This is a genomic window from Rhodoferax ferrireducens (assembly GCF_031458075.1).
Lineage (GTDB): Bacteria > Pseudomonadota > Gammaproteobacteria > Burkholderiales > Burkholderiaceae_C > Rhodoferax_B > Rhodoferax_B ferrireducens_A.
In genome coordinates this window covers 458,572-485,147 of sequence record NZ_JAVDXT010000002.1, presented here as the reverse complement: position 1 = coordinate 485,147, position 26,576 = coordinate 458,572, and the positions used below count along the sequence as shown (strand labels likewise).

27 protein-coding genes are annotated in these 26,576 nt (G+C 66.1%); 20 read left to right on the top strand and 7 right to left on the bottom strand.

The window, feature by feature from the left end:
* Window positions 1-14 precede the first annotated feature (14 nt).
* The 8 genes from osmF to J2X19_RS11240 all read left to right on the top strand — a co-directional run bounded on the left by osmF (window position 15) and on the right by J2X19_RS11240 (window position 7,494).
* Window positions 15-947 carry a glycine betaine ABC transporter substrate-binding protein OsmF gene (osmF, locus tag J2X19_RS11275; protein WP_310373216.1) on the top strand — a complete coding sequence of 311 codons (933 nt, stop codon included), beginning with the start codon at window positions 15-17 and terminating at the stop codon, window positions 945-947.
* Window positions 948-951: 4 nt separating this feature from the next.
* The gene (locus J2X19_RS11270) at window positions 952-2,160 is read left to right on the top strand and encodes an ABC transporter permease (RefSeq protein ID WP_310373215.1); all 1,209 of its coding nucleotides are present in this window, start codon (window positions 952-954) and stop codon (window positions 2,158-2,160) included.
* Window positions 2,157-3,089, top strand: coding sequence for an ABC transporter ATP-binding protein (locus tag J2X19_RS11265; RefSeq protein WP_310373214.1), 933 nt, complete (start codon window positions 2,157-2,159; stop codon window positions 3,087-3,089). The genes J2X19_RS11270 and J2X19_RS11265 overlap by 4 nt, the downstream gene beginning before the upstream one ends.
* Before the next feature lie 65 nt (window positions 3,090-3,154).
* Entirely contained in the window at window positions 3,155-3,832 is a 678-nt protein-coding gene (locus J2X19_RS11260) for an ABC transporter permease (protein ID WP_310373213.1), read from the top strand.
* Between the two features lie 5 nt (window positions 3,833-3,837).
* Window positions 3,838-4,632, top strand: coding sequence for a phosphate/phosphite/phosphonate ABC transporter substrate-binding protein (locus tag J2X19_RS11255; protein ID WP_310373212.1), 795 nt, complete (start codon window positions 3,838-3,840; stop codon window positions 4,630-4,632).
* 150 nt (window positions 4,633-4,782) lie between these two features.
* The gene (gene rpsU / locus J2X19_RS11250; protein ID WP_092756237.1) at window positions 4,783-4,995 is read left to right on the top strand and encodes a 30S ribosomal protein S21; all 213 of its coding nucleotides are present in this window, start codon (window positions 4,783-4,785) and stop codon (window positions 4,993-4,995) included.
* Between the two features lie 101 nt (window positions 4,996-5,096).
* Window positions 5,097-5,558 (top strand): GatB/YqeY domain-containing protein, encoded by a 462-nt coding sequence (locus J2X19_RS11245; RefSeq protein ID WP_116603750.1) that lies wholly within the window; start codon window positions 5,097-5,099, stop codon window positions 5,556-5,558.
* A 70-nt stretch (window positions 5,559-5,628) separates the two neighbouring features.
* The gene (locus J2X19_RS11240) at window positions 5,629-7,494 is read left to right on the top strand and encodes a DUF6600 domain-containing protein (protein WP_310373211.1); all 1,866 of its coding nucleotides are present in this window, start codon (window positions 5,629-5,631) and stop codon (window positions 7,492-7,494) included.
* Window positions 7,495-7,512: 18 nt separating this feature from the next.
* Here the strand turns inward: J2X19_RS11240 and gntR are convergent, their stop codons facing one another.
* Window positions 7,513-8,565, bottom strand: coding sequence for an HTH-type transcriptional regulator GntR (gntR, locus tag J2X19_RS11235; RefSeq protein ID WP_310373210.1), 1,053 nt, complete (start codon window positions 8,563-8,565; stop codon window positions 7,513-7,515).
* Between the two features lie 210 nt (window positions 8,566-8,775).
* Here gntR and J2X19_RS11230 point away from each other — a divergent pair, with 210 nt between their 5' ends.
* Genes J2X19_RS11230 through J2X19_RS11215 form a run of 4 tightly spaced genes read left to right on the top strand, consistent with a single transcriptional unit; the run spans window position 8,776 to window position 12,131 of the window.
* The gene (locus tag J2X19_RS11230; RefSeq protein ID WP_310373209.1) at window positions 8,776-9,285 is read left to right on the top strand and encodes a gluconokinase; all 510 of its coding nucleotides are present in this window, start codon (window positions 8,776-8,778) and stop codon (window positions 9,283-9,285) included.
* Window positions 9,272-9,781: a TRAP transporter small permease gene (locus J2X19_RS11225; RefSeq protein WP_310373208.1), complete on the top strand. Its 510-nt coding sequence runs from the start codon at window positions 9,272-9,274 to the stop codon at window positions 9,779-9,781. Before J2X19_RS11230 ends, J2X19_RS11225 begins: the two co-directional genes overlap by 14 nt.
* Before the next feature lie 3 nt (window positions 9,782-9,784).
* A complete protein-coding gene (locus J2X19_RS11220) occupies window positions 9,785-11,077 on the top strand; it encodes a TRAP transporter large permease (RefSeq protein WP_116603755.1) in 1,293 nt (430 codons plus the stop codon).
* Between the two features lie 34 nt (window positions 11,078-11,111).
* The gene (locus J2X19_RS11215; protein WP_310373207.1) at window positions 11,112-12,131 is read left to right on the top strand and encodes a TRAP transporter substrate-binding protein; all 1,020 of its coding nucleotides are present in this window, start codon (window positions 11,112-11,114) and stop codon (window positions 12,129-12,131) included.
* Between the two features lie 95 nt (window positions 12,132-12,226).
* Here the strand turns inward: J2X19_RS11215 and pmbA are convergent, their stop codons facing one another.
* Window positions 12,227-13,606 (bottom strand): metalloprotease PmbA, encoded by a 1,380-nt coding sequence (gene pmbA, locus J2X19_RS11210; protein WP_310373206.1) that lies wholly within the window; start codon window positions 13,604-13,606, stop codon window positions 12,227-12,229.
* Window positions 13,607-13,704: 98 nt separating this feature from the next.
* On the opposite strand from pmbA, the gene yjgA reads away from it, so the two are divergent.
* The 3 genes from yjgA to J2X19_RS11195 all read left to right on the top strand — a co-directional run bounded on the left by yjgA (window position 13,705) and on the right by J2X19_RS11195 (window position 15,832).
* On the top strand, window positions 13,705-14,340 hold the full coding sequence (gene yjgA / locus J2X19_RS11205; protein WP_310373205.1) for a ribosome biogenesis factor YjgA: 636 nt from the start codon (window positions 13,705-13,707) through the stop codon (window positions 14,338-14,340).
* Window positions 14,337-14,924 carry a molybdopterin adenylyltransferase gene (gene mog / locus J2X19_RS11200; RefSeq protein ID WP_310373204.1) on the top strand — a complete coding sequence of 196 codons (588 nt, stop codon included), beginning with the start codon at window positions 14,337-14,339 and terminating at the stop codon, window positions 14,922-14,924. Before yjgA ends, mog begins: the two co-directional genes overlap by 4 nt.
* Window positions 14,925-14,998: 74 nt before the next feature.
* A complete protein-coding gene (locus J2X19_RS11195; protein WP_310373203.1) occupies window positions 14,999-15,832 on the top strand; it encodes a PhzF family phenazine biosynthesis protein in 834 nt (277 codons plus the stop codon).
* Between the two features lie 6 nt (window positions 15,833-15,838).
* On the opposite strand, the gene J2X19_RS11190 is transcribed toward J2X19_RS11195, so the two are convergent.
* Complete coding sequence (locus J2X19_RS11190; protein WP_310373202.1) at window positions 15,839-16,759, bottom strand: amidohydrolase family protein; 921 nt, start codon at window positions 16,757-16,759, stop codon at window positions 15,839-15,841.
* Between the two features lie 92 nt (window positions 16,760-16,851).
* Between J2X19_RS11190 and creB the strand changes: the two genes are divergently transcribed.
* The 4 genes from creB (at window position 16,852) to J2X19_RS11170 (ending at window position 20,851) form a co-directional block, all read left to right on the top strand.
* On the top strand, window positions 16,852-17,547 hold the full coding sequence (creB, locus tag J2X19_RS11185) for a two-component system response regulator CreB (protein ID WP_310373201.1): 696 nt from the start codon (window positions 16,852-16,854) through the stop codon (window positions 17,545-17,547).
* A gap of 1 nt (window position 17,548) precedes the next feature.
* Entirely contained in the window at window positions 17,549-18,952 is a 1,404-nt protein-coding gene (creC, locus tag J2X19_RS11180; RefSeq protein ID WP_310373200.1) for a two-component system sensor histidine kinase CreC, read from the top strand.
* Between the two features lie 88 nt (window positions 18,953-19,040).
* Window positions 19,041-20,453 carry a cell envelope integrity protein CreD gene (creD, locus tag J2X19_RS11175; RefSeq protein WP_310373199.1) on the top strand — a complete coding sequence of 471 codons (1,413 nt, stop codon included), beginning with the start codon at window positions 19,041-19,043 and terminating at the stop codon, window positions 20,451-20,453.
* The gene (locus tag J2X19_RS11170; RefSeq protein WP_310373198.1) at window positions 20,450-20,851 is read left to right on the top strand and encodes a ribosomal maturation YjgA family protein; all 402 of its coding nucleotides are present in this window, start codon (window positions 20,450-20,452) and stop codon (window positions 20,849-20,851) included. Before creD ends, J2X19_RS11170 begins: the two co-directional genes overlap by 4 nt.
* On the opposite strand, the gene cysE is transcribed toward J2X19_RS11170, so the two are convergent.
* On the bottom strand, window positions 20,829-21,602 hold the full coding sequence (gene cysE, locus J2X19_RS11165; RefSeq protein ID WP_116603765.1) for a serine O-acetyltransferase: 774 nt from the start codon (window positions 21,600-21,602) through the stop codon (window positions 20,829-20,831). The genes J2X19_RS11170 and cysE overlap by 23 nt on opposite strands.
* A 9-nt stretch (window positions 21,603-21,611) precedes the next feature.
* Window positions 21,612-22,403 carry an RNA methyltransferase gene (locus J2X19_RS11160; RefSeq protein WP_310373197.1) on the bottom strand — a complete coding sequence of 264 codons (792 nt, stop codon included), beginning with the start codon at window positions 22,401-22,403 and terminating at the stop codon, window positions 21,612-21,614.
* Window positions 22,404-22,499: 96 nt separating this feature from the next.
* Here J2X19_RS11160 and J2X19_RS11155 point away from each other — a divergent pair, with 96 nt between their 5' ends.
* Window positions 22,500-23,414 (top strand): inositol monophosphatase family protein, encoded by a 915-nt coding sequence (locus J2X19_RS11155; RefSeq protein WP_116603767.1) that lies wholly within the window; start codon window positions 22,500-22,502, stop codon window positions 23,412-23,414.
* 28 nt (window positions 23,415-23,442) lie between these two features.
* On the opposite strand, the gene J2X19_RS11150 is transcribed toward J2X19_RS11155, so the two are convergent.
* Both J2X19_RS11150 and J2X19_RS11145 read right to left on the bottom strand, forming a co-directional pair.
* A complete protein-coding gene (locus tag J2X19_RS11150) occupies window positions 23,443-25,395 on the bottom strand; it encodes a methyl-accepting chemotaxis protein (protein ID WP_310373196.1) in 1,953 nt (650 codons plus the stop codon).
* A 143-nt stretch (window positions 25,396-25,538) separates the two neighbouring features.
* Entirely contained in the window at window positions 25,539-26,573 is a 1,035-nt protein-coding gene (locus J2X19_RS11145; RefSeq protein ID WP_310373195.1) for a Gfo/Idh/MocA family oxidoreductase, read from the bottom strand.
* Window positions 26,574-26,576 lie beyond the last annotated feature (3 nt).

The following is a 26,576-nucleotide window of genomic DNA, read 5'->3' as shown; positions in this document are numbered from 1 at the left end:
TTAAAGGAACTCCCATGGCTTATTCGTTTTCTCGCCGCCTGCTGGTCACCGCTGTTGCCGCTGTCACCACAGTTGGCCTGACGGGCGCACTGCACGCCCAGACCGCCGTGCGCGTGGCCTCCAAGATCGACACCGAAGGCGCGTTGCTGGGCAATGTGGTGCTGCAGGTGCTGGAAGCCAATGGCATCAAGACCGAGAACAAGTTGCAGCTGGGCAACACCAAGATCGTGCGCGGCGCGCTGACGGCGGGCGAGATCGACATCTACCCCGAATACACCGGCAACGGCGCATTCTTCTTCTCCGACGAAAAGAACCCGGCCTGGAAAGACGCCAAGGCCGGCTATGAAAAGGTCAAGGCACTGGACGCCGAGAAGAACAAGCTGGTCTGGCTGGAGCCGGCCCCGGCCAACAACACCTGGGCCATCGCCATCCGCAAAGACGTGGCCAGCAAGAACAACCTAAAGTCGCTGGACGACCTGGGCAAATGGCTGGGCACGGGCGGCAAGTTCAAGCTGGCGGCATCGGCCGAGTTCATCGAGCGGCCCGACGCCCTGCCCGCCTTCCAGACCACCTACGGTTTCAAGCTGAACCAGGACCAACTGCTGACCCTGGCCGGCGGCGACACCACCGTCACCATCAAGGCCGCGGCCGAGCAGACATCTGGCGTGAACGCCGCCATGGCCTACGGTACCGACGGCCCGGTGTCCGCGCTGGGCCTGGTGATCCTGAACGACACCAAGGGCGCCCAGCCGATCTATGCCCCGGCCCCGGTAGTGCGCGCCGAGGTGCTGGCCAAGTACCCCAAGATCAAGGATGCGCTGGCACCGGTGTTCAAAAGCCTGGACGGCCCGACCCTGCAAAGCCTGAACGCCAAGATCGCCCTGGAAGGCCAGGACGCCAAGGCCGTGGCCGCTGCCTACCTGAAGTCCAAAGGCTTCGTCAAATAAACCGATGGCGCAGGCCTCGCCACCCCTGCTGGCTGTAGCCGAGGCCGCCAATAGCCCGGATCGCCCGGGCTGGGTGCGCAACCGGGTGCTGTTCAGCCTGGTGCTGCTCGGCCTGTTCGTGGCTTTCCGCCTGGCGTTTGTGACCGAGGCGCCCAACCGCCTGGTCTCGGGCGTGGGTATTCCATTGGCCGACATCCTGGCCGGCTGGCGCTGGCTGGTGCTGCTGCCCGCCGCGCTGCTGGCCAGTGCGGTGTTTCTGCCCCCACAGCGGCACGTCCATGGGCTGGTGCTGCTGGCGGCGGCGGCCAGCCTGTTCGGCTGGGTCTGGCTGGCGGGCGAGCAGGCGCGGCAGGCCGCGGCCACGGCCGAGTCACCGCTGCTGCGCACCTCGTTCGGCGGCGGATTCTGGATTCTGGTCGTGCTGTGCGCACTGGCCGCCGCCGATGCGCTGCAGCGCCTGAAGCTGAATGCCCTGGCCCAGACCCTGGCCGGTGTGGCCGTGGCGCTGCCGCTGCTGGTCCTGCTGCTGCAAGGCCATTTGGATGCACTCTCGCTGCTGAAGGAATATGCGAACCGGCAGGACGTGTTCCAGTCCGCCTGGCGCCGCCATGTGCAGATCGTGCTGACCACCCTGGTGCCGACCCTGCTGATCGGCGTGCCACTGGGCGTGGCGGCGTTCCGGCGGCCGCGGCTGGCGGCACCGCTGTTTGCGCTGCTGAACCTGGTGCAGACCGTGCCGTCGATTGCCCTGTTCGGCCTGCTAATGGCGCCGCTGGCCATGCTGGCCGTGTGGTGGCCCAAGGCCGGCATCAGCGGCATCGGCCTGACACCGGCGGTGCTGGCGCTGACCCTGTATTCGCTGCTGCCCATCGTGCACAGCACCGTCACCGGCCTGCGCCAGGTACCCGATGCGGTGGTGCAGGCGGCCACCGGCATGGGGCTGACGCCGCGGCAGATCTTCTGGCGCGTCGAGGTGCCGCTGGCCCTGCCGCTGCTGGTGGCCGGCATCCGCACCACTACCGTACAGGCCGTGGGCCTGGCCGTGGTGGCGGCGCTGATCGGCGCGGGCGGCTTTGGCGCCATCATGTTCCAGGGCCTGCTCAGCAGCGCGCTGGACCTGGTGCTGCTGGGCGTGCTGCCGGTGGTGGCGCTTGCAGTGCTGGTCGATGCGCTGTTTCAATCTTTGTCTGTATTCCTCACACCCACGCCATGATCGAATTCCAGCACGTGCATAAATCCTTTGGCGGGGCGGCGGCGGTCCAAGACCTGTCGCTGAAGATCCCCAAGGGCGAGTTCACCGTGCTGATCGGCGGCTCGGGCTCGGGCAAGTCCACCACCTTGAAGATGATCAACCGCCTGGTCGAGCACGACTCGGGGCGCATCCTGTTCCAGGGCGAAGAAATCCGCAGCTTCAAGCCTGAGGACATACGCCGCCGCATGGGCTATGCGATCCAATCCATCGGCCTGTTCCCGCACTGGACGGTGGAGAAGAACATTGCCACCGTGCCCGAGCTGCTGGGCTGGCCGGCCGCCCGCATCCGCGACCGGGTGACCGAGCTGCTGGAGCTGCTGGACCTGGCGCCCGCCACCTACCGCAGCCGCTACCCGCACCAGCTGTCGGGCGGCCAGCAGCAGCGCGTAGGCGTGGCGCGGGCGCTGGCGGTAGACCCGGAGGTGCTGCTGATGGACGAGCCGTTCGGCGCGCTCGACCCGGTGACGCGCAGCACCCTGCAAAAAGAGATGCTGCGCATCCACAAGACATCGGGCAAAACCATTGTGCTGGTGACCCACGATATCGACGAGGCGCTGAGCCTGGCGACCCGCATCGTGCTGCTGCAGGACGGCCAGATCGTGCAGGCCGGCAGCCCCACCGAGCTGCTGACGCACCCGGCCAACGACTTCGTGACCGACTTTGTGGGCCGCAGCGACATAGGCATCAAGCTGCTGGGCCTGGCCACGGTCGCATCCCACACCCGGCGCGGCGAAACCGCCACCGGCGACGCCCTGCCCGCCCACACCAGCCTGCGCGAGGCCTTGTCCACCTTCGTGGCCCGCGCCTGCGACCGCCTGCCGGTGGTGGACGAGCACGGCCAGGCGCTGGGCGTGCTGCACTTTGCCGACCTCTGGCACCGAGCTGCGTGATGCATAAGATCTTGCGTGACCGCTTATTCTGGGCGGTTTTCTTGCTAGCATTATTGACATGGGGTATGCCGCAGCTGCGGCCGCTGTTTGCCGCGCTGTTCCCGGCGCTGGACCGGCCGGTCTACACCCAGGACAGCTTTGTAGCCCTGGTGCTCGCGCATCTGAACATCGTGTTCTGGTCCAGCCTGGCGTCGGTGGTGGTCGGCGTGGGCGCCGGCGTGGCCGTGACCCGCCCCGCCGGGCGCGAGTTCAAGCCGCTGGTGGAAACCGTGGTCGCCATGGGCCAGACCTTCCCGCCGGTGGCCGTGCTGGCGATTGCCGCGCCGCTGATCGGCTTTGGCACCGAGCCGGCGCTGATCGCGCTGGCCTTGTACGGCCTGCTGCCGGTGGTGCGGGCCACCATCGCCGGTATCGAATCGGTGCCCGCGTCGGTACGAGAAATCGCGCTCGGCCTGGGTATGGGCGGGCTGGGCACGCTATTAAAAGTAGAGCTGCCGCTGGCCTTGCCGGTGATACTGACCGGCGTGCGCACCTCGGTCATCGTGAACCTGGGCACGGCCGCGATTGCCTCCACCGTCGGCGCCAAAACCCTGGGCTCGCCCATCATCGTCGGCCTGAGCGGCTTCAACACCGCCTATGTGCTGCAAGGTGCGATCCTGGTCGGAGGCCTGGCCGTGGTGACCGACATGGCTTTTGGCCGGCTGGGCCAGCACCTGGACCGCTGGCGCACCCAATCCCACTGAAACCCATGCTGTCTTCCCTCCCCATGTATGCCGCAGGATCGGCTGCCAACGCCACCCTGTGGCAAGCGATCGCCGAACAATTGCGCCTGGCCGGCCTGGTCCAGGTGCCCGACACCCTGGCCCAACCCGATGATTTGATGGCGCACTGGACCGACCCCAGCCTGCTGCTGAGCCAAACCTGCGGCTACCCGCTAACGCATGCACTGGCTGGCCGGGTCCAGTTAGTCGGCGCGTGGGCCTATGCCGCGCCCGGCTGCGAGGGCGTGTACTACCGTAGCCAACTGGTCTGCCGGGATGCGGATGCCGGCCAGCCGCTGCAGGCGTTTCGCGGCCGGGTGGTGGCTTACAACTCGGAAGACTCGCAGTCGGGCTACAACAGCCTGCGGGCCCTGCTGGCGCCTTTGGCACGGGATGGCCGGTTTTTTGCCAGCGCCGTCGCGTCCGGCTCGCACCGGGGCTCGGTGGAGCTGGTACGCAGCGGCCAGGCCGATCTGGCGGCGGTGGACTGCGTGACCTGGGCCTTGCTGGCCCGCGACCAGCCCGAGGCCGTACGCGGGCTGCAGGTTTGCGGCCAGACTGCATCGGCACCCGGCTTGCCGCTGGTCACTTCCATCCACACCCCCGCCGCCGTGCTGCAGGCCTTGCGCCAGGCCCTGCACCAGGTCGTCGCCGACCCACGCTGGGCCGAGGCGCGGGCGGCCTTGCTCATCCAGGATTTCGCCGAATTGCCGCTCAGTGCCTATGGCGTGATCCCGCAAATGGCGCAAAATGCCATCGATGCGGGTTACCCGCGGCTATAGAGCGTACTTCCGCGCTATAATCCAAGGCTTTGCTGGCAAACCCCTGCTGCCTGATCAATTTAATAGCAGGGGAACACCGCGGATTCTTCGCCAGACGGCCTGATCTTCCTTCTGACAAGACCCGCAAATAAATCGGAATCTTTTTTTGTCATGACAACTATCCGTGTAAAAGAAAACGAACCCTTTGACGTGGCACTGCGCCGCTTCAAGCGCACCATCGAAAAGCTCGGCCTGCTGACCGACTTGCGTGCACGCGAGTTCTATGAAAAGCCCACCACCGAGCGCAAGCGTAAGAAGTCGGCCGCTGTCAAGCGCCACTACAAGCGTGTACGTTCCATGCAGCTGCCTAAAAAGCTGTACTAAGCTTCAAACTGCCTGCAGTTTGACAAGCCCGCCCAGGGACGCCAGGGCGGGCTTTTTGCCTTCTAGAAGCCCCCGAAACCCTTAGGAACCGAGGAAATACGATGTCACTCAAAGAACAAATCACCGAAGACATGAAAACCGCCATGCGCGCCAAAGACAGTGCGCGCCTGGGTACCGTGCGCCTGCTGTTGTCGGCCATGAAGCAAAAGGAAGTGGACGAACGCGTGGTGCTGGACGACACGGCCATCATCGCCATCGTCGACAAGCTGATCAAGCAACGCAAGGATTCGGTGGAAGCCTTTACCAAGGCCGACCGCGCCGACCTGGCCGATATCGAAAAGGCCGAAATGGCCGTACTATCGGCCTACCTGCCGCAGCGCCTGGATGCCGAGCAGGTAAACGCCGAAGTGCGCACGCTGGCCGCAGCCCTGTCTGCCGAGCTGGGCCGCGCGCTGGCCGCGGGCGACATGGGCAAGCTGATGGGTGCCGCCAAGGCCCAGTTGGCCGGCAAAGCCGAGATGGGCCAGGTTTCGGCGGCCGTCAAAGCCGCCCTGGCGGGCTAAGCAGAACACAGCAGGCCAACCAATCGGCCTGCTGCCGCGTTGTAGAGTAGTGTTCACTCTCGACAACGCCATGCCATCCTCCTTCTTACAGAGATCCGCCCGCCTGCTGGGCGCCTTGCTGCTCGTCGCAGCAAGCGGCTTGGCGGTGGCGCAGTCGGACCCACCGAGCCGCGTCGGGCGGCTCAGCCTGGTGGAAGGCTCGGTCAGCTTTGCCCCTGGCAGCAGCGAGGACTGGGGTCCGGCCGAATTCAACCGCCCGCTGACCAGCGGCGACCGGCTGCAAACTGGCCCCGGCGCCCGCGCTGAACTGCACAGCGGCTCCACCGCGCTGCGCCTGGCCGGCCAAACCGTACTGGAAATCAGTGAACTCGACGACGACAACACCCGCCTGACCCTGACCCAGGGCACGCTGGCGCTGCGCGTGCGCAACCTCTATCCGGGCGAACGGATGGAAATCAACACCCCGAATCTGGCGTTCACCGTCAGCCAGCCCGGCGAATACCGGCTGGACGTAGACCCGAACTACCGCACCACCGGCATCACCGTGCGCAGCGGCAGCGGTGTGGCCTATGGCGAAAACGGCGCCGCACGCACCTTAGGCAGCCAGCAGCAGATACGTTTCGCCGACCGCCAGCTCGCGCAGGAAGTCGCCCAGAACAACCCGCCGCGCGACGGCTTCGACCTCTGGTCGTTTGCCCGGGACAAAGCCGAAGACCAGTCGCAGAGCGCACGCTATGTTTCCCGCGACACCATTGGTTACCAGCAGCTCGACAGCTATGGCGACTGGCGCACCGACACCCAGTACGGCCCGGTATGGATACCGCGGGTCAGCTCCGGCCAGTGGGCGCCTTACCGCAACGGCCAATGGCGCTGGGTGCCGCCCTGGGGCTGGACCTGGGTGGACGATGCCCCCTGGGGTTTCGCGCCCTTCCACTACGGACGCTGGGCCCAGATCGGTCTGCAATGGGCCTGGGTGCCCGGACCGATACGGCCGCGCCCAGTCTACGCGCCCGCGCTGGTAGGCTTTCCGCATGACCGCGACAACGCTTGGCAGGACCACCGCCGCCCACCGAGCAGCGGTTGGTTCCCCCTGGCCCCCGGAGAGCCTTGGCGCCCCAACTACCGTCCGCCCCAGCGCGGCAACGAGCATCAGAACCGCCCGCCCGATGCCCGTCCTGACCTGCCCGGCTACCAGGCGCCTGGCGCGCCGGTCTGGCGTGGCGACCGGCCACGGCCCTTCGAGCCTGATGCGGGCCGTGTCCCGCACATGGTGCAGCCGCCGCAACCCGGTATCGCCCCCCGCCCCGGCGGCCTAACCGACGCCTACCCTCAGGCGATACCGCGTCCGCGCCCCGAAATGCGGCCCGCCGAAATACCGCAGCAACCGACTCCGGCCGCCCGCAACCAAGCCGAGCAAGACCAGCGCGCCTTGATGCAGCGCCAGCAGCAGGCCGAGCGTGAACGCGCGCAGCAAGAGCAGAACCGCAACCAGACGGCACGCGAGCAGGAACAGCGCCAGGGCATGCAGCAGCAAATGCAGCGGCAGCAAGAACGCCAGCGCCAGGAGCTACTGCAGCGCGAACAGGCCCAGCCTGCGGAAAGACTGCAACAACCGACTCCGGCCGCCCGCAACCAAGCCGAGCAAGAACAGCGCGCATTGATGCAACGCCAGCAGCAGGCGGAACGCGAACGTGCGCAGCAAGAGCAGAACCGCAACCAAGCGGCACGCGAGCAGGAACAGCGCCAGGGCATGCAGCAGCAAATGCAGCGGCAGCAAGAACGCCAGCGCCAGGAGCTGCTGCAACGCGAGCAGGCGCAGAGGGAAGCCCAACAGCGCCAGCAAGCCGCGCCACCCGGAACGCCGCCGCAGTCGGGTGTGCCCGAACCGCGGCAACGCCCGCTGTGGCCGCTACGGGATAGCGGATCGAGCCGCTGACCTTGTGTACTACGGCAGCTAGCTACTCTGCCGCACCACCAGTTCAAACCCCAGGTCAATCGTGCTCTGGGGCACCGGCTCGCCACGCATCAGGGCCAGCAGCATCTTCGCGGCCTGGGTGCCGATCTCGGCGCGCGGGGTGCGGATGGTGGTCAGCGGCGGCAGCATCTGGTCACTACCTGCCAGGTCGTTGAAACCCACGACGGCGATGCGCTGCGGCACGGCCACCTGCAGGCGCAGCGCTGCCAGCAGCCCACCCTGGGCCAGGTCGTCATTGCAAAAGAAAACCGCATCCACATCGGGATGGCGCTGCAGCAGTTCTTCAAACAAATGCCCGCCCAACGCCATCGAAGTGGGCGTGGGGTCCAGAATTTCCAGCTGCGGGTCGTAGCAGCCCGCATCGCGCAAAGCCGCCCGGTAGCCTTCGGCCCGCTGCATCACACGCGGATCGAGCTGCCCCGCCACGTAGGCAATGCGGCGCCGGCCGCGCTGCAGCAGATGCTCGGTGACGGTGCGCGCCGCATCCAACTGCGACAGGCCCACGCCGTAGACGCCGGGCGTCGACACGGTTTCCATCAAATGCACGCAGGGCACGCCGCTGTCGGCAATCATCTGATGGGCCGCATCGCTGCGGTCAAAGCCGGTGACCAGCAAGCCTGCCGGGCGGTGGGCGAGATAGCTGCGCAGCAAGGCGTCCTCTTCGGCAGGCTGGTAGTGGGTCACACCCATCAGGGTCTGGAAACCCGCAGGTGCCAAGGTGTGTTGCACGGCTTCCAGCAGCTCGACAAACAGCGCGTTGGATAGCAGCGGAATCAGCACCGCCACATGCGAGCTGCGGGCCGAAGCCAGCGCGCGGGCAGCCGGGTCGGGCACATAGCCGAGTTGCTGCGCGGCCACCCGAACCTTCTCGACCAGCACAGGGTCCACCGCCCGCGCACCGCGCAGGGCCCGCGAGGCCGTGATGGCACTGACACCGGCAGCCGACGCAACATCGTTGAGGGTGGCGCGGCCGGTGGCCCGGCGACGCGCGGCGGGGAAAGGGGGAATAGAGGGGGAAGGAAAGCGTTCCATGCGGTGTGGAGGCCGATTTTACCGAGGCAAGCCGGCCTGATCGCCATCAAAAAAATGTAACTTTGGTCGATTTGCTGGTGAAAACCCTGAGCTAGCTATGCCATGCAGGCGTTTAGGATAGCGCTGTCCAAGATTGCAATTTGCAAAACAAGACACCCCCACAGGCAGTTTGCCTGTTTTTTTAAACTCATTGGGATTGCGCTGTCCAACATGGTTTCACTGGTCGTCATGGGAGTTGCCGGATGCGGCAAATCGAGCTTAGGCAGCGCCGTCGCCCAGGCGCTGGGCTGGCCACTGATCGAGGGGGACGACTTCCACCCCCCTGCCAACGTCGCCAAGATGCGCGCCGGCGTACCGCTGGTTGATGCCGACCGCAGCGGCTGGCTGGCCCTGCTCGGCCAGGAGCTGCAACGCCACCCGGGCGGGGCGGTGCTGACCTGCTCGGCGCTGAAAAAAGCCTACCGCGACCAGTTGCGCTCCGCCCTGCCCGGTCTGCGCTTCGTGCACCTCGAACTCAGCCGCGAACAGGCCCGCACCCGCGTCGCCCAGCGCGCCGGCGGCCACTACTTCCAGGCCGGCCTGGTAGACAGCCAGTTCGAAGCCCTGGAGCCGCCGCAAAACGAGGCCGGGGTGCTGGTGGTCGACGCCACCCAGACCCTGGCCGCCCTCACCCCCCAGATCGTCCACTGGATACAGAAAGCCTCCGATGCCAACACCTGATACCCCGCCCACCGTGCCACCGCTGCAGCGCCTGGCCAATACCGCCATGGCCGTGTGCCTGGCCATCATGGCCGTCTCGGTCTTTGTCAATGTGGTGCTGCGCTACGGCTTCGGCAGCGGCGTGGCCGCCAGCGAAGAACTATCGCGCCTGCTGTTCGTCTGGATGGTCTTCATTGGCGCGACAGCCGCCTACCCCACGGGCGAACACATGGCCTTCAACAGCCTGCTGGTCGCCATGCGCAACAAGCCACGCCTGCTGGCGGCCACCGCGGTGCTGGTGCGCTTGCTGGTGATCCTGGGCTGCAGCCTGCTGGCCTGGGGCGCCTGGCAGCAAGTCGTGGTGGGCATGGGCAGCCAGTCGGTGGTGCTCGGCTACTCCACCGCATTGCTGCCGCTGCCGGCCTTTTTATGTTCTGTAGCGATCGGCCTGATGGCGCTGTGGGAACTCGTACGCAACCAACCGCTGGACCTCGGTCACAGCGTGGAACTGGAGTAAGCCATGTCCGCTGAAGGTCAAGCATTTATCGTTTTCTCAGTCGGCATGCTGGTGCTGATGGGCGTCGGCATGAACATGGGCCTGGCCCTGGTGCTCACCGGCGCCGGCATGGCTTTTGTACTGGACTTCTGGGATACCCAGTTGCTGGCGCAAAACCTGGTGGCCGGGGTCGACAGCTTTCCGCTGCTGGCCGTGCCCTTCTTCATCCTGGCCGGCGAACTGATGAACTCGGGCGGCATCAGCCGCCGCATCATCGACATGGCGCAGGCCTGGTTCGGCCATGTGCGCGGCGGCCTCGGCTATGTGACCATCGGTACGGCCATCATGCTGTCGGCCATGTCGGGCTCGGCGCTGGCCGACGCCGCCGCCATGTCGACCATTCTGTTGCCGATGATGCGCAAGCATGGCTATCCGGTCGGCCCATCCGCCGGCCTGATCGCCGCCGGCGGCGTCATCGGCCCGATCATCCCGCCGTCCATGGCTTTCGTGATCTATGGCGTGACCACCAACACCTCGATCTCCTCGCTGTTCATCGCCGGCATCGCGCCCGGTTTGATGATGGGCCTGGGCCTGGTGATCGCCTGGAAGATGCAGCTGCGCAACTTCACCGTGCAGGCCGATGCGCCCATGCCCGTCCGCCAACGCCTGCTGGTGTCGGCGCGGGCCTTCTGGGCGCTGCTGATGCCGGTGATCATCATCGGCGGCATGAAAAGCGGGGTCTTCACCCCCACCGAAGCCGCCGTGGTAGCCGCCGTCTACGCACTGGTCGTCGCCTTTGTGATCCATCGCGAAATGAATGTGGGCGACCTGTACGGGGTGCTGGTGCGCGCCGCCAAGACCACGGCCATCGTGATGTTCCTGTGTGCCGGCGCCCAGGTGGCCAGCTACATGATCACCCTGGCCGACCTGCCCTCGGTGCTCACCGGCTGGCTCGGCCCCATGGTGCAAAACCCACGCCTGCTGATGCTGGTGATGATGGTGGTGCTGGTCATCGTCGGCACCGCGCTGGACCTGACGCCGACCATCCTGATCTTCGCCCCGGTGATGCTGCCCATCGCCGCCAAGGCCGGCATCGACCCGGTGTACTTCGGTCTGATGTTTGTGCTGAACGGCTCCATCGGTCTGATCACCCCGCCCGTCGGCACGGTGCTGAACGTGGTGGCCGGTGTGGGCCGGGTGCCCATGCACACCGTGATCAAGGGCGTGAACCCCTTCCTCATCACCTACACGCTGATCTTGCTGCTGTTTGTGATCTTCCCCCAGCTCGTCACCGCGCCCGTCGCGTGGATGCGTTAAACCTTTATCCCTTTTTCACCCCCAGGAGACGACTATGCAAAAACTACTTCGCCGCACCGCGCTGGCCACACTCGCCGCGCTCGCCTTCGGCGCTACCGGCGCCGCCTTGGCGCAGGACATCAAGCCGCGCATCATCCGCTTCGGCTATGGCCTGAACGAGCAAAGCAACCAGGGCCGCGCCGCCAAGGTGCTGGCCGAAGCCGTGGAGAAAGCCTCGGGCGGCAAGATGAAGCTGCGCGCCATCGGCGCCGCCGCCCTCGGCCCCGACACCCAGATGCAGCAAGCCCTGGTCGGCGGTGCCCAGGAAATGATGGTCGGCTCCACCGCCACCCTGGTCGGCATCACCAAGGAAATGGCGCTATGGGACACGCCCTTTTTGTTCAACAACGCGCAAGAGGCTGACGCCGTACTCGACGGCCCGATCGGCCAAAAGGTCATGGCCAAGCTGCAAGAGAAGGGCCTGGTCGGCCTGGTCTACTGGGAAAACGGCTTCCGCAACCTGACCAATAACAAGCGCCCGATCACCAAGCTGGAAGACATGGACGGCGTGAAGCTGCGCGTGATGCAGAACGAGGTGTTCCTGAACAGCTTCAAGTCGCTGGGTGCCAACGCCATCCCCCTGCCCTTCAGCGAACTCTTCAGCGCACTGGAAACCAAGGCCGTGGACGGCCAGGAAAACCCGTTCAACACCATCGTCTCCAGCAAGTTCTACGAGGTGCAAAAGTACCTGAGCGTGACGAACCACGTCTACAGCCCCTGGATCGTGCTGGCCAGCAAAAAGTGGTGGGATGGCCTGAGCAAGGATGAGCAGAAAGTGCTGCTCGACGCCGCCAAGGCCAGCCGCGACTTCGAGCGCAAGGACACCCGCGACGAGGCCGCCAAGGCCCTGGCCGACCTGAAGTCCAAGGGCATGCAGATCAACGAACTCGCCCCCGCTGAGACCGCCCGCATGCGCGACAAGCTGACCAAGGTGAACGCCCTGGTGGCCACCAATGTCGGCATGGAACTGTGGAACGAAACCCAGGCCGAGTTGGCAAAGAAACGCGGCAAGTAAGGCCCGCTCCGTCCACCAGTGAAAACGCCACCAGCTATATTATTGATAGCTAGTGGCGCTGGTGTTATCTGCGCTAGAGGCCTAAAAGGCTTAAATCAGCTGCCGGCCACCTTCATCTTGTTGATGAGGATGGAGCCCACGGTCTTGGCACCGTAGTTATAGGTATCCGCGCCGATCGCCTGGATGCCCTTGAACATGTCTTTCAGATTACCGGCAATGGTGATCTCTTCCACCGGGAAGGCGATTTCGCCGTTCTCCACCCAGAAGCCGCTGGCGCCGCGCGAATAATCGCCGGTCACATAGTTCACGCCCTGACCCATCAGCTCGATCACGAACAGGCCGGTGCCCAGCTTCTTCAGCATCGCGTCCAGGTCATCGCCCGGGCGGGTGCGGCTGGAGGACAGCACCAGGTTGTGCGAGCCGCCGGCATTGCCGGTGGTCTTCATGCCCAGCTTGCGCGCCGAATAGCTGCTCAGGAAGTAGCCCTCGACCCGGCCCGCGTCCACCACGGTACGCGCCTTGACCCGTACGCCCTCTTCGTCAAACGGCGAACTGCCTTTGCCGCGCTTCACAAACGGGTCTTCCAGCAGCTGGATGTGCTTGGGGAAGACCTGCTTGCCCAGCGAATCCAGCAAAAACGTGCTCTTGCGGTACAGCGCACCGCCGCTCACGGCCTGCACAAAGCCGCCCAGCAGGCCGGCCGCCAAAGGCGACTCAAACAGCACCGGGCATTCGATAGTCGGGATCTTGCGCGACTTCAGTCGGCTTAAAGCGCGCTGGGCGGCGTAGCGGCCTACCGACTCGGGCGAGGCCAGCTCGTCGGCGCTGCGCATCGAGCTGTACCAGGCGTCGCGCTGCATGCCGCTGCCCTTGCCGGCAATCGGCGCCACCGACAGCGAATGCCGCGAACTCGCATAGCCGCCACGGAAGCCATTCGTGTGGGCGCTGAAGAAATGCGACTGCTGGGCCGACACGCCCGCGCCTTCGCTGTTGGTGATCAGCTTGCTGGTCTGCAGGGCCGCGGCCTCGCATTCCATGGCGATCTGGGCCGCGTCTTCGCTGGTGATGGCCCAGGGGTGGAACAGGTCCAGATCGACCTGGCGCTTGGCGATGTCCTTGGAGCTGGGCAGGCCGGCGGCCGGGTCTTCGGCGGTGAAGCGGGCGATGTCGTAAGCGGCCTGCACGGTCTGCTGGATCGCCGCCTTGGAGAAGTCGGAGGTGCTGGCATTGCCGCGGCGCTTGCCCATGTAGACGGTGATGCCCAGGGATTTGTCGCGGTTGCGCTCCACGGTTTCCAGCGCGCCCTTGCGCACCGAAACGCTGAGGCCGCAGCCCTCGGAGGCCTCGGCCCCGGCGTCGGTGGCGCCGAGTTTTTTGGCGTGCGCCAGGGCGCTGTCGACCAGTTCTTCGAAGAATGGACGGCTGTAGGCAAAGCCGCTGTCGGGACGGGAGGCGTTGGAATCTGGTTTTTTCATGTTGGCGGCTATGATACTTGCCACGCCGCCCTGCCTTCACAATACGGCGCCGCGCCCCAGCAGATACCCCGCGCAACGCGCCATCCAAAGCAAAAACCATGTCACGCAAACTCACCAAAGGCTACTACGTCCACGGCAAATTCGTTGCCGAAGGTAGCGAACTGGACATCCAGCTCAAAGCCGAACTCAAGGGCACGGACGCCTCCAGCCGCACCGACCTCAAGAAAGAAAGTGACGAGCTGCAAAAGCTGGGCGAAGACCTGCTGACCCTGCGCCAAGACCTGTTCACCAAGCTCCAGCTGGACGAAAAGCTGCATGACGCGGTGCTCGAATCCAAGCGCATCACCAACTTCGAAGGCAAGCGCCGGCAGATGCAGTTCATCGGCAAGCTCATGCGCAAGCAAGAGCCCGAGATGCTGGAAGCCATACGCGCCGCATTGAAGGTGCAACAGTTCGGCTCGGCCCAGGAAAACCTGGCCCTGCACAAGGCCGAAACCTGGCGCGACCGCCTGATCGCCGACGATGCCGCCGTGGGCGAATGGATCGCCGCCTTCCCGCAAACCGACTCCCAGCAGCTGCGTGCCCTGGTGCGCCAGGCCCGCAAAGACCTGGTGCCCGCAACGCCCGGCGCCCTGCCCCGCCACGGCCGCGCCTACCGCGACATCTTCCAACTGGTGCGCGAGCACCTGGCGGAAACCGACGGCCCGCTGAACGACGGCACGGTAGAAGAATGAGCGCCTCCTTCGACCCCGTGAAGATCGGCATCGTCTCGGTCAGCGACCGCGCCAGCACCGGCGTCTACGAAGACAAAGGCCTGCCCGCCCTGCAGGACTGGCTGACGCGGGCGCTGAAAAACCCCATCGAATTCGTGCCCCGCCTGATCCCCGACGAGCAGGCCGTCATCAGCGCCACCCTGGTCGAGCTGGTCGATGCCGGCTGCAGCCTGGTGCTGACCACCGGCGGCACCGGCCCGGCGCTGCGCGACGTCACGCCCGAGGCCACCCTGGCCATCGCCCACAAGGAAATGCCCGGCTTTGGCGAACAGATGCGCCAGATCAGCCTGAAGTTCGTGCCCACCGCCATCCTGTCGCGCCAAACCGCCGTCATCCGCGACAAAAGCCTGGTCATCAACCTGCCCGGCCAGCCCAAGGCCATCGCCGAGACCCTGGAAGGCCTGCCCGCCCTGGGCACGCCCGGCATCTTTGCCGCCGTGCCCTATTGCATCGACCTGATCGGCGGCCCCTACCTGGAAACCGACGACGCAGTCTGCAAGGCCTTCCGCCCCAAATCGGCCATCCGCGCCAGCACCGGCCAGTAACCGTGTGCCCGGCAGGGCTTCATGGCCCTGCTAAAAATAGCTTCCAGCCCCTCTCTGTTCAGCAAGGAGACCCCATGCAAGTCCTGAAACTGGCCGCCTTTTCCGACGGCGACACGGGCGGCAACCCCGCTGGCGTGGTGGTGGCCGACGAGCTGCCCACCGACGCCGAGATGCAGCGCACGGCCGCCCTGGTCGGCTTCTCGGAAACCGCCTTCGCCGCGCCCGCGGGCACAGGCTGGCGGGTACGCTACTTTTCGCCCGAAACCGAGGTGGCGTTCTGCGGCCACGCCACGGTGGCGCTGGGCGCAGCCCTGGCCCAGCAGCAAGGCGATGGCGTGTTTGCGCTGACCCTGAACCACGCCCACATCACGGTCGAAGGCCGGCGCAATGGCAGCCTGGTCGCCGCCGCGCTGCAGTCGCCGCCCACGCGCAGCCAGCCCGCCCCCGCGGCCCTGGTGGCCGAAACCCTGGCCTTGTTTGGCTACAGCGCCCACGACCTGGACCCGCGGATTCCGCCGGCCCTGATACACGGCGGCGCCGACCACCTGGTGCTGGCGCTGAAGACCCGCAGCGCCCTGGCCACCATGCACTACCCCCTGGCCGCCGGCCGCAGCCTGATGCTGCGCGAAGGCCTGGTCACCATCCTGCTGGCGTTTGCCGAGTCTGCGCAGCGCTTCCACACCCGCAACGCGTTTGCCTCCGGCGGCGTGCTGGAAGACCCGGCCACGGGCGCTGCCACCGCCGCGTTGGCCGGCTATCTGCGCGACCTAGGCTGGCCGCACGGCGGCAGCATCGATGTGGTGCAGGGCGAAGACATGGGTATGCGCTCGCTGCTGCATGCCGACATCCCGGCCACGCCGGGCAGCTCGATCCGGGTGTCGGGCAGCGTGCGGAATATGGCCGATTAGGACCGGCTAAGGCTGGGCCGGCAGCCCGAACAAGGCCGCCGCGTTATCCCAGGCGATCTGCCGCGCCACATTGGCCGGCAAATCACCGAGCCAGCGGCGGTAGCCCTGCATCAGCGCGTCGTAATACAGCCAGCGCTGGTTGACCCAGGTGTCGGAGCCGATGACGAAGCGGCCCGGGTATTTGAGCAGCAGCGCGCGCCAATCCGGGCAGAGCTTGCCATCGGCGCAGGTCAGGCCAGGACGGTACGACAGCTCGCCGACCAGCAGCGGATACTGGGCAAACAGCGCATCCACCCGCTCCACGCTGGCGCCGCCAATGCCGGTATGCGCCCAGACCAGGCGCAGCTTCTGGCCTTTGCTGGGCGCGTTGGCCATCAGCAGGTCAATCGCCACGTCGTCCACATGGGCCAGCACAGCCAGGTTATTGTCTTCGGCAAACACCATCAGTTGCTGGGCCACCGCGCCATTGGCATTGGCGCTGTCGTACAGATGGAACTCGCCTATGCCCCGGTAGGCCCCGGCCGCCGTGCCGCGGGCGAACTCGGTTTGCACCATCTCGAAAATGCTGGGGTCGCGGAACCAGTTGTCGTAGTCGGCACGGGTACGGTACAGCCGGATGAACGGCACCACGCGCACGCCGGCCTGCGCCGTCTGTGGCGCCGCGGCCAGCGACTTGGTGCCGTCGTTCGGCCGCGAATTGGCGACGATGGCCCGCACCCCGTTGCGCTGCATGCGCGCCAGCACATCGGCCAGCGGATGCGGCCCGTTCCAGGCCTCCTCGTTGTAGTGCAGGTGCGCGTCGAACAGCGGGCCGGTGTACGGCGCATCGGCAGCCTGGGCCGCATTGACTATCAAAATAGTAGCTGCCAGCGCAGGCAGTACCTGCGCTAGCGGCCTGAAAAGCTTGAAGTTCATAGAACGTGGCATGCGGGCTCCTGCAGATGGATCTGCATCGTAGCGCCTGCTGCCAAGCGCGGCCATGCCCAGGCTAAGATAGCCCGGCTTCCACCGCCCCCTCCATGCACCTCCCCCACATCCTGCTGCTCGAAGACGACCCGGCCATCGCCAAAACCGTGGTCTATGCGTTCGAGCGCGCGGGCCTGCGGGTCACGCATTGCCTGCTGGTGGCAGATGCGCTGCGCCAGCTGAAGACCGCGCCGCCCGATGCGCTGGTGCTGGACATCGGCCTGCCCGACGGCTCGGGCCTGGACGTGTGCCGCCAGGTACGCGCCAGCGCCACGCAGCGCCATCTGCCGGTGCTGGTGCTCAGCGCGCAGGGCGAAGAGATCGACCGTGTGGTCGGCCTGGAGCTGGGCGCCGACGACTATGTGACCAAGCCCTTCAGCCCGCGCGAGCTGGTGGCGCGGGTGCGCGGCCTGCTGCGCCGAGTCTCCGCCCAGGCCAGCCCGGCGCCGCCAGCCCCCACCGGCTTCACGCTGGACCTGGACGGCCAGCGCGCCACCTGGCAGGGCCAGGCCTTGCCGCTGACCCGGCGCGAGCTGGGCCTGCTGGCCGAGCTGCTGCGCCAGCCCGGGCGCATCCGCAGCCGCGACGCCCTGCTGAGCGCGGTATGGGGCAACGACTCGGAGAGCAGCGACCGCACGGTGGACACGCACATCAAAACCCTGCGCGCCAAGCTGCAGCAGATCACGCCCACCCTCGACCCCATCGCCACGCACCGCGGCCTGGGTTATTCCATCGCGCCGCAAACCTGAGATGCATCTGGGCATCCGCATCCTGTTCGGCTTCTTCCTGATCACCGGGCTGGCCGGCCTATTCGTGCTGCGCATCTTTGTGGCCGAGGTCAAGCCCAGCGTGCGCGAGGTGATGGAAGACATGATGGTCGACACCGCCAACATCCTGGCCGAGCTGGCCGTCGACGACCTGCGCGCTGGCAACATGGCGCAGGGCCGGTTCGCCACCCAGGTCGGCGCCTACGCGCGCCGGCCCATAGACGCGCGCATCTGGGGCCTGGACAAGCAGTCGCTGGACTTCCGCGTCTATGTGACCGACGCCAAGGGCACGGTCATGTTCGACTCGGCCCGGGTGGCCGTGGGGCAAGACTATTCGCAGTGGCGCGACGTGGCCCGCACCCTGCGCGGCGAGTACGGCGCCCGGGCCACGCGCCAGGTCTACGAGGACGACCGCAGCTCGGTGCTGTACGTGGCCGCGCCCGTCAACTACGGCGGCCAGGTCATCGGCGTGCTGACGGTGGCCAAGCCGGTGGCCACGGTGCAGGCCTTCATCGACCGGGCCGAGCGCAAGATTCTGGTCAGCGGCTTCTGGCTGCTGGCCCTGTCGGCAGCGGTGGGGATGGCGGTGACGCTGTGGGTGGTCTACAGCATCCGCCAGCTGCGCCGCTACGCCAACGCCATGGAGGCCGGCAAGAAGCTGCCGCTGCCGCGCATTCCCGGCGAGCTGGGCGAGCTGGCGCGGGCCATGCAGGCGATGCGCCAGCGGGTCGAGGGCCGCGACTACATCGAAGGCTATGTGCGCGCCCTGACCCACGAGCTGAAGAGCCCGCTGGCCGCCATCCGCGGTGCTGGCGAGCTGCTGCAAGAGCCGTTGCCCGAACCCGACCGGCAGGAATTCGCCGCCGATGTGCTGGCCCAGACCCGCCGCCTGCAGAGCCTGGTGGACCGCCTGCTGGAGCTCAGCAAGCTGGAGCAGCGCCAGGAACTGCAGCAGCCCCAGCGCCTGCGTTTGACCGAATATTTGGCATCATTTATGGCCTTGGCGCAGGTAGACCGTTCGCATATAGCTATCGACTTGATAGCAAGCGACAGCCCGGCCACGGCCCGCATCGAAGCCGATCTGCTGGCCCTGGCCCTGGGCAATCTGCTGGACAACGCCGCCGCCTTTGCCCCGCCGGGCAGCCGCATCCGCCTGGGCGTCGAAGGCCAGGCCATCGTGGTGCAGGACAGCGGCCCCGGCGTGCCCGACTATGCGCTGCCCAAGCTGGGGCAGAAGTTCTTCTCCACCGTGCGGCCCGACGGCATCACCAAAGGCTCGGGCCTGGGCCTGGCTATCGTGCAGCAGATCATGGCGCTGCATGGCGGGCATATGCAGGTACGCAACACCCAGCCGGGGCTGCGGGTGGAGCTGCACTTTCCTGCTTAAAACGCCGGACTTCACTTTCACTTCACAGACTTCATACCGCCCTCACCCTGGCTGGTCACGCTCGTGGCTTGTTCAACAAGGAGGGAAGATGAAATCCATTATTTTTGGAAAACTCGGCGGACTGATGCTGGTGGCGGTGCTGCTGCTGATCGGCTTGGGGCAGATCACCGGTCTGGTCCGCGAACGGCAGGCCCTGCACCAGAACGCGGTCAGCAGCGTCGCGCAAAGCCTGGCCGGCAGCCAGACTTTGCTGGGGCCGCTGGTGCAGGTCAGCTGCACCGAGGAATGGACCACCCTAAGCGACAAAGGCCCGCTGACCCAGCGCCGTGAATTCGTCCGAGTTGCCGCACCCAGCACATTGAACCTGGGAGGCACCAGCCAGGTCGAGGCGCGGGCGCGCGGCCTGCATGCCACGCAGGTCTTCACCTTCAAGTCGCGGATTACCGCGCATTGGACGGATCTAAAAGCCCTGGAGGGCGGGCGCCAGCATGCGGACTCCAAGCTGCAATGCGGACCACCGCTGTTGATGCTGGCCGTATCCGACGCCCGCGGCATCCGCCAGGCCGATGTACAGGTCAACGGCGCAGCCCAGGCGGTGCGCGCCGGCACCCAGCATGCGGCCTACCCGCGCGGAGTACAGGCCAGTCTGCCTGCGGGCACAAACCCAGCCGCACCGCTCACGGCCGATATCGAGCTTGAGTTGCTCGGTACTGAAAGCCTGAACATCGTGCCGCTGGGCAGCGCGACCCAGATCAGCCTCACGTCCAACTGGCCGCATCCCAGTTTTTACGGGCAGTTTCTGCCATCGGAGCGTAAGGTGAGCGACAAGGGCTTTGAAGCCAGCTGGCGCGTCTCCGCGCTGGCCAGCTCTGCCCAGCAGGCGGTGCTGAACGGAGGCCGGCTGTGCAACGGCAACAACGATAGCCAGGCCTACAACGCAGCACGCGCCGCATCGGCGGAAACCACGGCCGCCAACACCGCCTGCGTGGAGACCCTGGGCGTCAGCTTTATCGACCCGATCAACACCTATTCGCTGTCCGACCGGGCCACCAAATACGGCCTGCTGTTCATCGCACTGACCTTTGTGGCGGTCGGTCTTTTCGAATTCATGCGCGGGCTGCGGGTACACCCGGTGCAGTACTTCCTGGTAGGCGCGGCGATCAGCATCTTTTTCCTCCTGCTGGTGAGTCTGTCCGAGCACTTGCCGTTTGACGCTGCCTATGCCATCGGCGCCAGCGCCTGCGTGCTGCTGCTCAGCTACTACGCCAGCCACATGCTGCACAGCTGGAAGCGCGGCCTGCCATTTGGCGCGGGCATCGCCGCCTTGTACGGCCTGCTCTACATGCTGCTGCAACTGGAGCAGACCGCGCTGGTGGTGGGTGCGCTGGCCTTGTTCAGCGTGCTGGCCGCGGTGATGATGCTGACGCGCAAGGTGGACTGGTATGGTCGGCTGCAGAGCCCACCCATCGCCACCTCCGCCGCCCAGCCTGAAGCACCATGAACACATTCACCTTCCGCCCCCCGTGGCTGCTCGCCGCCCTGGCGCTGCTGGCCGTCGAAGTGGCCATCGCCCGCTATGCGCCGCCAGGCGTACTGCGCGGCTTTGGCGGCGATGTGCTGGTGGTGGTGCTGGTGTACGCCTTGCTGCGGACCGGCGTGGCGCAGCCGCCCGCGCGGCTGGCGCTGTGGGCGCTGTTGTTCGCATGTGCGATTGAAGGCCTGCAAGGCCTGGGCATGGTCGACCTGCTGGGCCTGCACGACCAGACAGCGCTGCACCACGTTCTGCGCATCGCGCTGGGCACTACCTTCGACCTGCGGGACCTGGTGGCCTATGGATGCGGCTGGCTGGTGTGCCGCGCGCTGGACCTGCCCAGGCTTACTTGCCGACCAGCTCGTTGAGCTTGGCTGCCTCGAAGCACTCGCTGCGCGCGGCGTCGCTGGGTACGCAGTCGGGGGTTTGATGGCGGGCCGACAGTGTTTCGATGGCCTGCCACAGCAGCGCGATCTGGTGCTCTTGCGACGAGGCGTTGTCGATCAGGCCGCGCATGGCTTCGCCGATCGGGTCGCCGTCGGGGGTGATGCCGTAGGCGCTGAAGCGCGGCGTGGCCATGGCGGCGTCGCCCACCTGGCCATCTTTCGGCAAGATGATGCGCGCCGGAATGCCCACCGCCGTGGCGCCGGCCGGCACCGGTTTGATGACCACGGCGTTGGAGCCGATCTTGGCACCGTCGCCCACGGTAAAGCCGCCCAGCACCTTGGCGCCAGCGCTGACCACCACGTCGCGGCCCAAGGTCGGGTGGCGTTTCGTGCCCTTGTACAGCGAGGTGCCACCCAGGGTCACGCCCTGGTAGATGGTGCAGCCGTCGCCGATTTCGGCGGTCTCGCCGACCACCACGCCCATGGCGTGGTCGAAGAAGACCCGCTCGCCCAGCTTGGCGCCGGGGTGGATTTCGATGCCGGTGAGCCAGCGCGCGCAATGCGAAATGAAGCGCCCCAGCCATTTGAAATTGCGGTTCCACAAGCCATGGGCCACGCGGTGCAGCACCACGGCGTGCAGGCCCGGATAGCAGGTCAGCACCTCCCAGGTGCTGCGGGCAGCGGGGTCACGGTCGAGGATGCAGCGGATGTCGGAGCGGAGGCGGGAAAACATCAGAATAGTCTAGTCGTTTGCTGGGGATTGCGCTTTATCCGCCATCTGCGAGATGGCTTTGGCGATGCCGCGCAGGATGTGGATTTCTTCCTGCAGCGGCTGGGCGCGGTTGAACAACTGGTTCAGCCGCGGCATCAGCTTCTTGGGCGCTGCCGGGTCCAGGAAGCCCAGCTCGGTCAGCGCCTGCTCCCAGTGCGCCAGCATGCCGGCCACCTGGCGCGCATCGGCCCGCACCGGCGGCGGCGTGCTGCTTTCCACCGCAAAGCCACCCAAGGCCATGCGCCATTCGTAGGCGATCAGCTGCACGGCGGCGGCCAGGTTCAGCGAGCCGAATTTCGGGTTGGTCGGAATGCTGAGCGCGACATGGCTGCGGTACACGTCTTCGTTCGCCATGCCAAACCGCTCGCAGCCAAACAGAAACGCCACGCCCTCCGGCAGGCTTGAAGGCAAATCGGCCTCTGGCGCAGATTCTGCCTGCGCGGGCAGCTCCTGTTTCAATAGCATTTCAAAATGTGCGCGTGGCGCGCGGGTGGGCGGGCCAAAGTCGCGCGGCGTCATGGCTGTGGCGCACAAATGGTCCATGCCGTCCAGCGCCTCGTCCAAGGTGGCGACGATGCGGGCGTTGTTGAGCACGTCCAGGGCGCCGCTGGCGCGCTGGATGGTCTCCAGCCGGCGCAGCACATTCGGCCAGCGCGGGTTGACCAGCACCAGGTCGTCGAAGCCCATGACTTTCATGGCGCGGGCGGTAGCGCCCACATTGCCAGCGTGGCTGGGTTGGATCAGAATAAAACGGGTTTGCATCGGCAATATCGGGGAAATTGGGCGAACAGGTAAAATCCCCCGATTGTCGCTGCCTGCATCGCCCGGCCGCTCTTCATTTGCTCTTACCTACAATCTATGGCGCTCCCCAACCTACACCCGATGCTTAACGTGGCCGTCAAGGCCGCCCGTGCCGCTGGCTCCCTCATCAACCGTGCGGCACTCGATGTCGAAGCGGTGCGTATCTCGCAAAAGCAGATCAATGACTTCGTCACCGAAGTCGATCAGGCGGCCGAGAAAGTGATCATCGAGACCCTGCTGACGGCCTACCCCGGCCACGGCATCCTGGCAGAAGAATCGGGTTCAGAGTTTGGCGCCAAAGATTCAGAGTTTGTGTGGATCATCGATCCGCTCGATGGCACCACCAATTTCATCCACGGCTTTCCGTTCTACTGCGTCAGCATCGCGCTGGCCGTGCAGGGCAAGATCGAACAGGCCGTGGTGTATGACCCCACCCGCAACGACTTGTTCACCGCCACCAAGGGCCGTGGCGCCTACATGAACGAGCGCCGCATCCGCGTGTCCAAGCGCGTGCGCCTGAACGAATGCCTGATCTCCACCGGCTTCCCGTTCCGCCCGGGCGACAACTTCAAGAACTACCTGGGCATGATGTCTGACCTGATGCCCAAGCTGGCCGGCATGCGCCGCCCGGGCGCGGCCGCACTCGACATGGCCTATGTGGCCGCCGGCTTTACCGACGGCTTCTTTGAAACTGGCCTGAACCCCTGGGACATGGCGGCCGGCTCACTGCTGATCACCGAAGCCGGTGGCCTGGTGGGCAACTTCACCGGCGAAGCCGACTTCCTGGAGCAAAAGGAATGCATGGCCGCCAATCCCCGCGTCTATGGCCAGCTGGTCAGCATCCTGGGCAAGTACAGCAAGTTCGCCAGCGCTGGCGAAAAAGCCACGCTGCGCCAGGCCGCTGCCGCAGATGCCGAAGAAGCCGTAAGCACCGAGCCTGACGCCGGCACCAGCGAAGACGCGCCGTTCTAAGCCCGGCGCCGCGTCGCTAGGCCTACAGCTACCGCAATGCCGGTAGCGCGCGTGCTGTTTCCGTCAGCTTAAAGACGCCCACGGCCTGGGCCAGGCGCTGCGCCTGGTCGCGCAGGCTTTCGGCGGCCGCCGCCGATTCTTCGACCAGTGCCGCGTTCTGCTGCGTCATCTGGTCCAGCTGGCTGACCGAGGCGTTCAGCTGGCCAATCCCTTCCGACTGCTCGCCCGACGCCGCGGTGATCTCGCCGATGATGTCGCTGACGCGCTGCACCGAACCAACGATCTCCTCCATGGTCTGGCCGGCGCTCTGCACCAGCCGCGAGCCCCCTGCCACCTTGCCCACCGAGGCGCTGATCAGCAGCTTGATCTCCTTGGCGGCCTCGGCGCTGCGCTGCGCCAGATTGCGCACCTCGCTGGCCACCACCGCAAAGCCCCGGCCTTGTTCGCCGGCCCGGGCGGCTTCCACGGCTGCGTTCAAGGCCAGGATATTGGTCTGGAAGGCAATGCCGTCGATCACACCAATGATGTCGCCAATCTTCTGCGAGCTGCGGTTGATGTCGTCCATGGTGGCCACCACCTGGCCAACCACCGCACCGCCGCGCGCCGCCACTTCGGCGGCCGACGCCGCCAACTGGTTCGCCTGGCGTGCCGCATCGGCCGAGTTCTTCACCGTATCGGTGAGCTGCTCCATGCTGGTGGCGGCGGTTTGCAGATTGCTGGCGGTCTGTTCGGTGCGCACGCTCAGGTCCTGGCTGCCGCTGGCAATCTCGGAGCTGGCCGTGCCTATGCTTTCCACCGAGGCGCGCACCTGCAGCAGGGTCTGGCAATAGCGTTGGCGCAGGCTTTCAACTTCGTTCACCAGCGCGCCGATTTCATCCTGGCGCGCCGAATGGAATACCTGGGTCAGGTCGCCCTGCGCCACCAGGGTGATGGCCCCGGTCAATTCCCCCAGCGGCTGGCTCACCGTACGCCGCACCAGCATGAACAAGCCGGCGGCCAGCAGCAGTGCGGTGCCCACCAGCAGGCTCCAGATGACCCGCATATTGGCCCAGTACAGCGCCATGGATTCCTGCTCGGAAATCTCGGCCACGATCCAGCCACCGCCCTCCTTGGTCTTGCGCATCACGGCCCAGCGGTCTTCGCCCGGCTCGCCCAGGAACGACGGCGCATGGCGCACATAGCCTTCGGGCGCTTCGGCCAGGGCGGCCAGAAACTTGTCGGCGTCGGGATAGGCTTCCAGCACCTTCTTGCCCCTGGCCTGCGGGTGCGCGGTAAACCGGGCGTCCGCCAGCGGGCCGCTGGCATCGATGTAGTAGGCCCCGCCGGTGTCAAAGAACCGGGTGTCGGCAATCTGCTTGCCCATTACGAACTGCTGGAACGACACATCGCTGCCGGCAAACAGCACGCCCACCACCGCGCCTGCCGCGTCCTTCAGCGGTTCGAACTGGGCCATGTAAGGCTTGCCATACAGCTTGACCGGGCCGGCATAGGTCTCGCCCGCCAGCACCAGCTTGTAGGCCGGATGCTTGCGGTCCAGCAGCGTGCCGATGTCCCGGGCTCCGTCGTCCTTGCGCAGCGACGAGGTGATGGACTCAAAGTCCTCGCCCTTTTTGGCAAACACCGTGGCCACGCCGCCGGTATCGCGCGAATACTTGTCCACCGCCTGGAAGTCGTCGTTGATCGCCGCGCCGCCGCTCATAAGTTCGCCGCTGGCCGGGTCCAGCGCGACGGTGCGGTCAAAGTTGCGCCGGATGCTGGTGAAAGACTTGACCACCAGCCCGCGGTTGACCTGGTCAGACGCATCGGCCGAGGCCACCATGCCCTGCACCCGCTCGGCTACCGAAGCCACCCGCAGGGCGTGGATGCTGTTGTGTTCCATCACCCCGATGGCCACCCCGACGCCGATCAGCACCGCCGTCAAACCGCCAAACGACAGCAACGCCAGCTTGCGCGCCACCGATTTCTTTTGCATCTTGAACATCGTCTCCGTCCTCTTCTTGTGTAAATGCCAACAGATACGGGCGCGCCTGCACAGGGCTGGCTTATAAAAAACGCCGCACGGCCAGATGGCCGCGCGGCGTTATCAAAGATGTCTGGCTGTATGCGCCGTGAACCGACTCCGCGCTACACGGGCTCCGCCTGCCCGCTGTGCAGCGAACGGGTGATGGCCAGCCCGATGCGGGTGGCCTCCAGCGCGTCGGCCAGGGTCAGGCTCAGCGGCTGCTCGCCGCGGCAGGCGGCCACGAAAGCCGCCATCTCGGTGGCGAATGCGGTCTCGAAGCGCTCGTAAAAGTCCTTCACCACCGCATGGCGCACGCCATGGCTGTCGCTGCGCACCACGCGGTCGCGGGCCGCATGCTCGCCTACCGTCAGCTTGCCGGCGGTGCCTATGACTTCGGTGCTGGTCTCGTGCCCATGGGCCATGGTGCGCGATGCGTACAGCACAGCCCGCGCGCCGCCCTCGAATTCGACAATCGCCAGGCCGTTGTCCACATCGCCGAACTCGGCCAGCGCCGGGTGCAATGCCGTGGTACCCGTGGCAAATGCGCGCAGAGCCTTGGGCCGGCCCAGCATCCAGCGTGCCAGGTCGATGTCGTGCACGCTGCAGTCCATGAAGATGCCGCCCGAGGTGGGCGCAAAGCGCACGAAAAAGCCTTCGGGGTCGTTCTGGTCGCAGGTCTGCGAACGCACCAGGAACGGCTGGCCGATCTCGCCCGCCGCCACACTGGCCTGGGCGGCCATGTAGCTGGGGTCGAAACGCCGCACAAAGCCGACCATGGCGACCTGCGCCGGATGGCGCTCAGCCACGGCCAGCACGCGCTCGCAGTCGGCCACGTTCAGCGCCAAGGGCTTTTCCACGAACACATGCTTGCCGGCTTCGAGCGCGGCAATCGTCTGGTTGGCGTGCAGCGAGGTCGGCGTGACCAGCACCACCGCGTCGATCTCGGGGTCGGCGATGAAGGCGTCGAAATCGTCGTACAGACGGCCTATGCCCAGCTGCTCGCCGGCAAACGCCCGCTCGCTGGCGACCGGGCTGCAGGCTGCGACCAGGTTGCAGTGGCGGGTGCGAAAGGCCAGGGCCTCCGCATGCCGCTGCCCGAGCCGGCCCAGGCCGGCGATGCCGATGCGCAAAGGTGAGGAAACAGAAGTAGTGGCCATGGC

Excerpts from the sequence above, each read along its gene's own strand:
- osmF (WP_310373216.1), top strand. The coding sequence starts at position 15 with ATGGCTTATTCGTTTTCTCGCCGCCTGCTGGTCACCGCTGTTGCCGCT.
- J2X19_RS11270 (WP_310373215.1), top strand. The coding sequence starts at position 952 with ATGGCGCAGGCCTCGCCACCCCTGCTGGCTGTAGCCGAGGCCGCCAAT.
- J2X19_RS11265 (WP_310373214.1), top strand. The coding sequence starts at position 2,157 with ATGATCGAATTCCAGCACGTGCATAAATCCTTTGGCGGGGCGGCGGCG.
- J2X19_RS11260 (WP_310373213.1), top strand. The coding sequence starts at position 3,155 with ATGCCGCAGCTGCGGCCGCTGTTTGCCGCGCTGTTCCCGGCGCTGGAC.
- J2X19_RS11255 (WP_310373212.1), top strand. The coding sequence starts at position 3,838 with ATGCTGTCTTCCCTCCCCATGTATGCCGCAGGATCGGCTGCCAACGCC.
- rpsU (WP_092756237.1), top strand. The coding sequence starts at position 4,783 with ATGACAACTATCCGTGTAAAAGAAAACGAACCCTTTGACGTGGCACTG.
- J2X19_RS11245 (WP_116603750.1), top strand. The coding sequence starts at position 5,097 with ATGTCACTCAAAGAACAAATCACCGAAGACATGAAAACCGCCATGCGC.
- J2X19_RS11240 (WP_310373211.1), top strand. The coding sequence starts at position 5,629 with ATGCCATCCTCCTTCTTACAGAGATCCGCCCGCCTGCTGGGCGCCTTG.
- gntR (WP_310373210.1), bottom strand. The coding sequence starts at position 8,565 with ATGGAACGCTTTCCTTCCCCCTCTATTCCCCCTTTCCCCGCCGCGCGT.
- J2X19_RS11230 (WP_310373209.1), top strand. The coding sequence starts at position 8,776 with ATGGTTTCACTGGTCGTCATGGGAGTTGCCGGATGCGGCAAATCGAGC.
- J2X19_RS11225 (WP_310373208.1), top strand. The coding sequence starts at position 9,272 with ATGCCAACACCTGATACCCCGCCCACCGTGCCACCGCTGCAGCGCCTG.
- J2X19_RS11220 (WP_116603755.1), top strand. The coding sequence starts at position 9,785 with ATGTCCGCTGAAGGTCAAGCATTTATCGTTTTCTCAGTCGGCATGCTG.
- J2X19_RS11215 (WP_310373207.1), top strand. The coding sequence starts at position 11,112 with ATGCAAAAACTACTTCGCCGCACCGCGCTGGCCACACTCGCCGCGCTC.
- pmbA (WP_310373206.1), bottom strand. The coding sequence starts at position 13,606 with ATGAAAAAACCAGATTCCAACGCCTCCCGTCCCGACAGCGGCTTTGCC.
- yjgA (WP_310373205.1), top strand. The coding sequence starts at position 13,705 with ATGTCACGCAAACTCACCAAAGGCTACTACGTCCACGGCAAATTCGTT.
- mog (WP_310373204.1), top strand. The coding sequence starts at position 14,337 with ATGAGCGCCTCCTTCGACCCCGTGAAGATCGGCATCGTCTCGGTCAGC.
- J2X19_RS11195 (WP_310373203.1), top strand. The coding sequence starts at position 14,999 with ATGCAAGTCCTGAAACTGGCCGCCTTTTCCGACGGCGACACGGGCGGC.
- J2X19_RS11190 (WP_310373202.1), bottom strand. The coding sequence starts at position 16,759 with ATGCCACGTTCTATGAACTTCAAGCTTTTCAGGCCGCTAGCGCAGGTA.
- creB (WP_310373201.1), top strand. The coding sequence starts at position 16,852 with ATGCACCTCCCCCACATCCTGCTGCTCGAAGACGACCCGGCCATCGCC.
- creC (WP_310373200.1), top strand. The coding sequence starts at position 17,549 with ATGCATCTGGGCATCCGCATCCTGTTCGGCTTCTTCCTGATCACCGGG.
- creD (WP_310373199.1), top strand. The coding sequence starts at position 19,041 with ATGAAATCCATTATTTTTGGAAAACTCGGCGGACTGATGCTGGTGGCG.
- J2X19_RS11170 (WP_310373198.1), top strand. The coding sequence starts at position 20,450 with ATGAACACATTCACCTTCCGCCCCCCGTGGCTGCTCGCCGCCCTGGCG.
- cysE (WP_116603765.1), bottom strand. The coding sequence starts at position 21,602 with ATGTTTTCCCGCCTCCGCTCCGACATCCGCTGCATCCTCGACCGTGAC.
- J2X19_RS11160 (WP_310373197.1), bottom strand. The coding sequence starts at position 22,403 with ATGCAAACCCGTTTTATTCTGATCCAACCCAGCCACGCTGGCAATGTG.
- J2X19_RS11155 (WP_116603767.1), top strand. The coding sequence starts at position 22,500 with ATGGCGCTCCCCAACCTACACCCGATGCTTAACGTGGCCGTCAAGGCC.
- J2X19_RS11150 (WP_310373196.1), bottom strand. The coding sequence starts at position 25,395 with ATGTTCAAGATGCAAAAGAAATCGGTGGCGCGCAAGCTGGCGTTGCTG.
- J2X19_RS11145 (WP_310373195.1), bottom strand. The coding sequence starts at position 26,573 with ATGGCCACTACTTCTGTTTCCTCACCTTTGCGCATCGGCATCGCCGGC.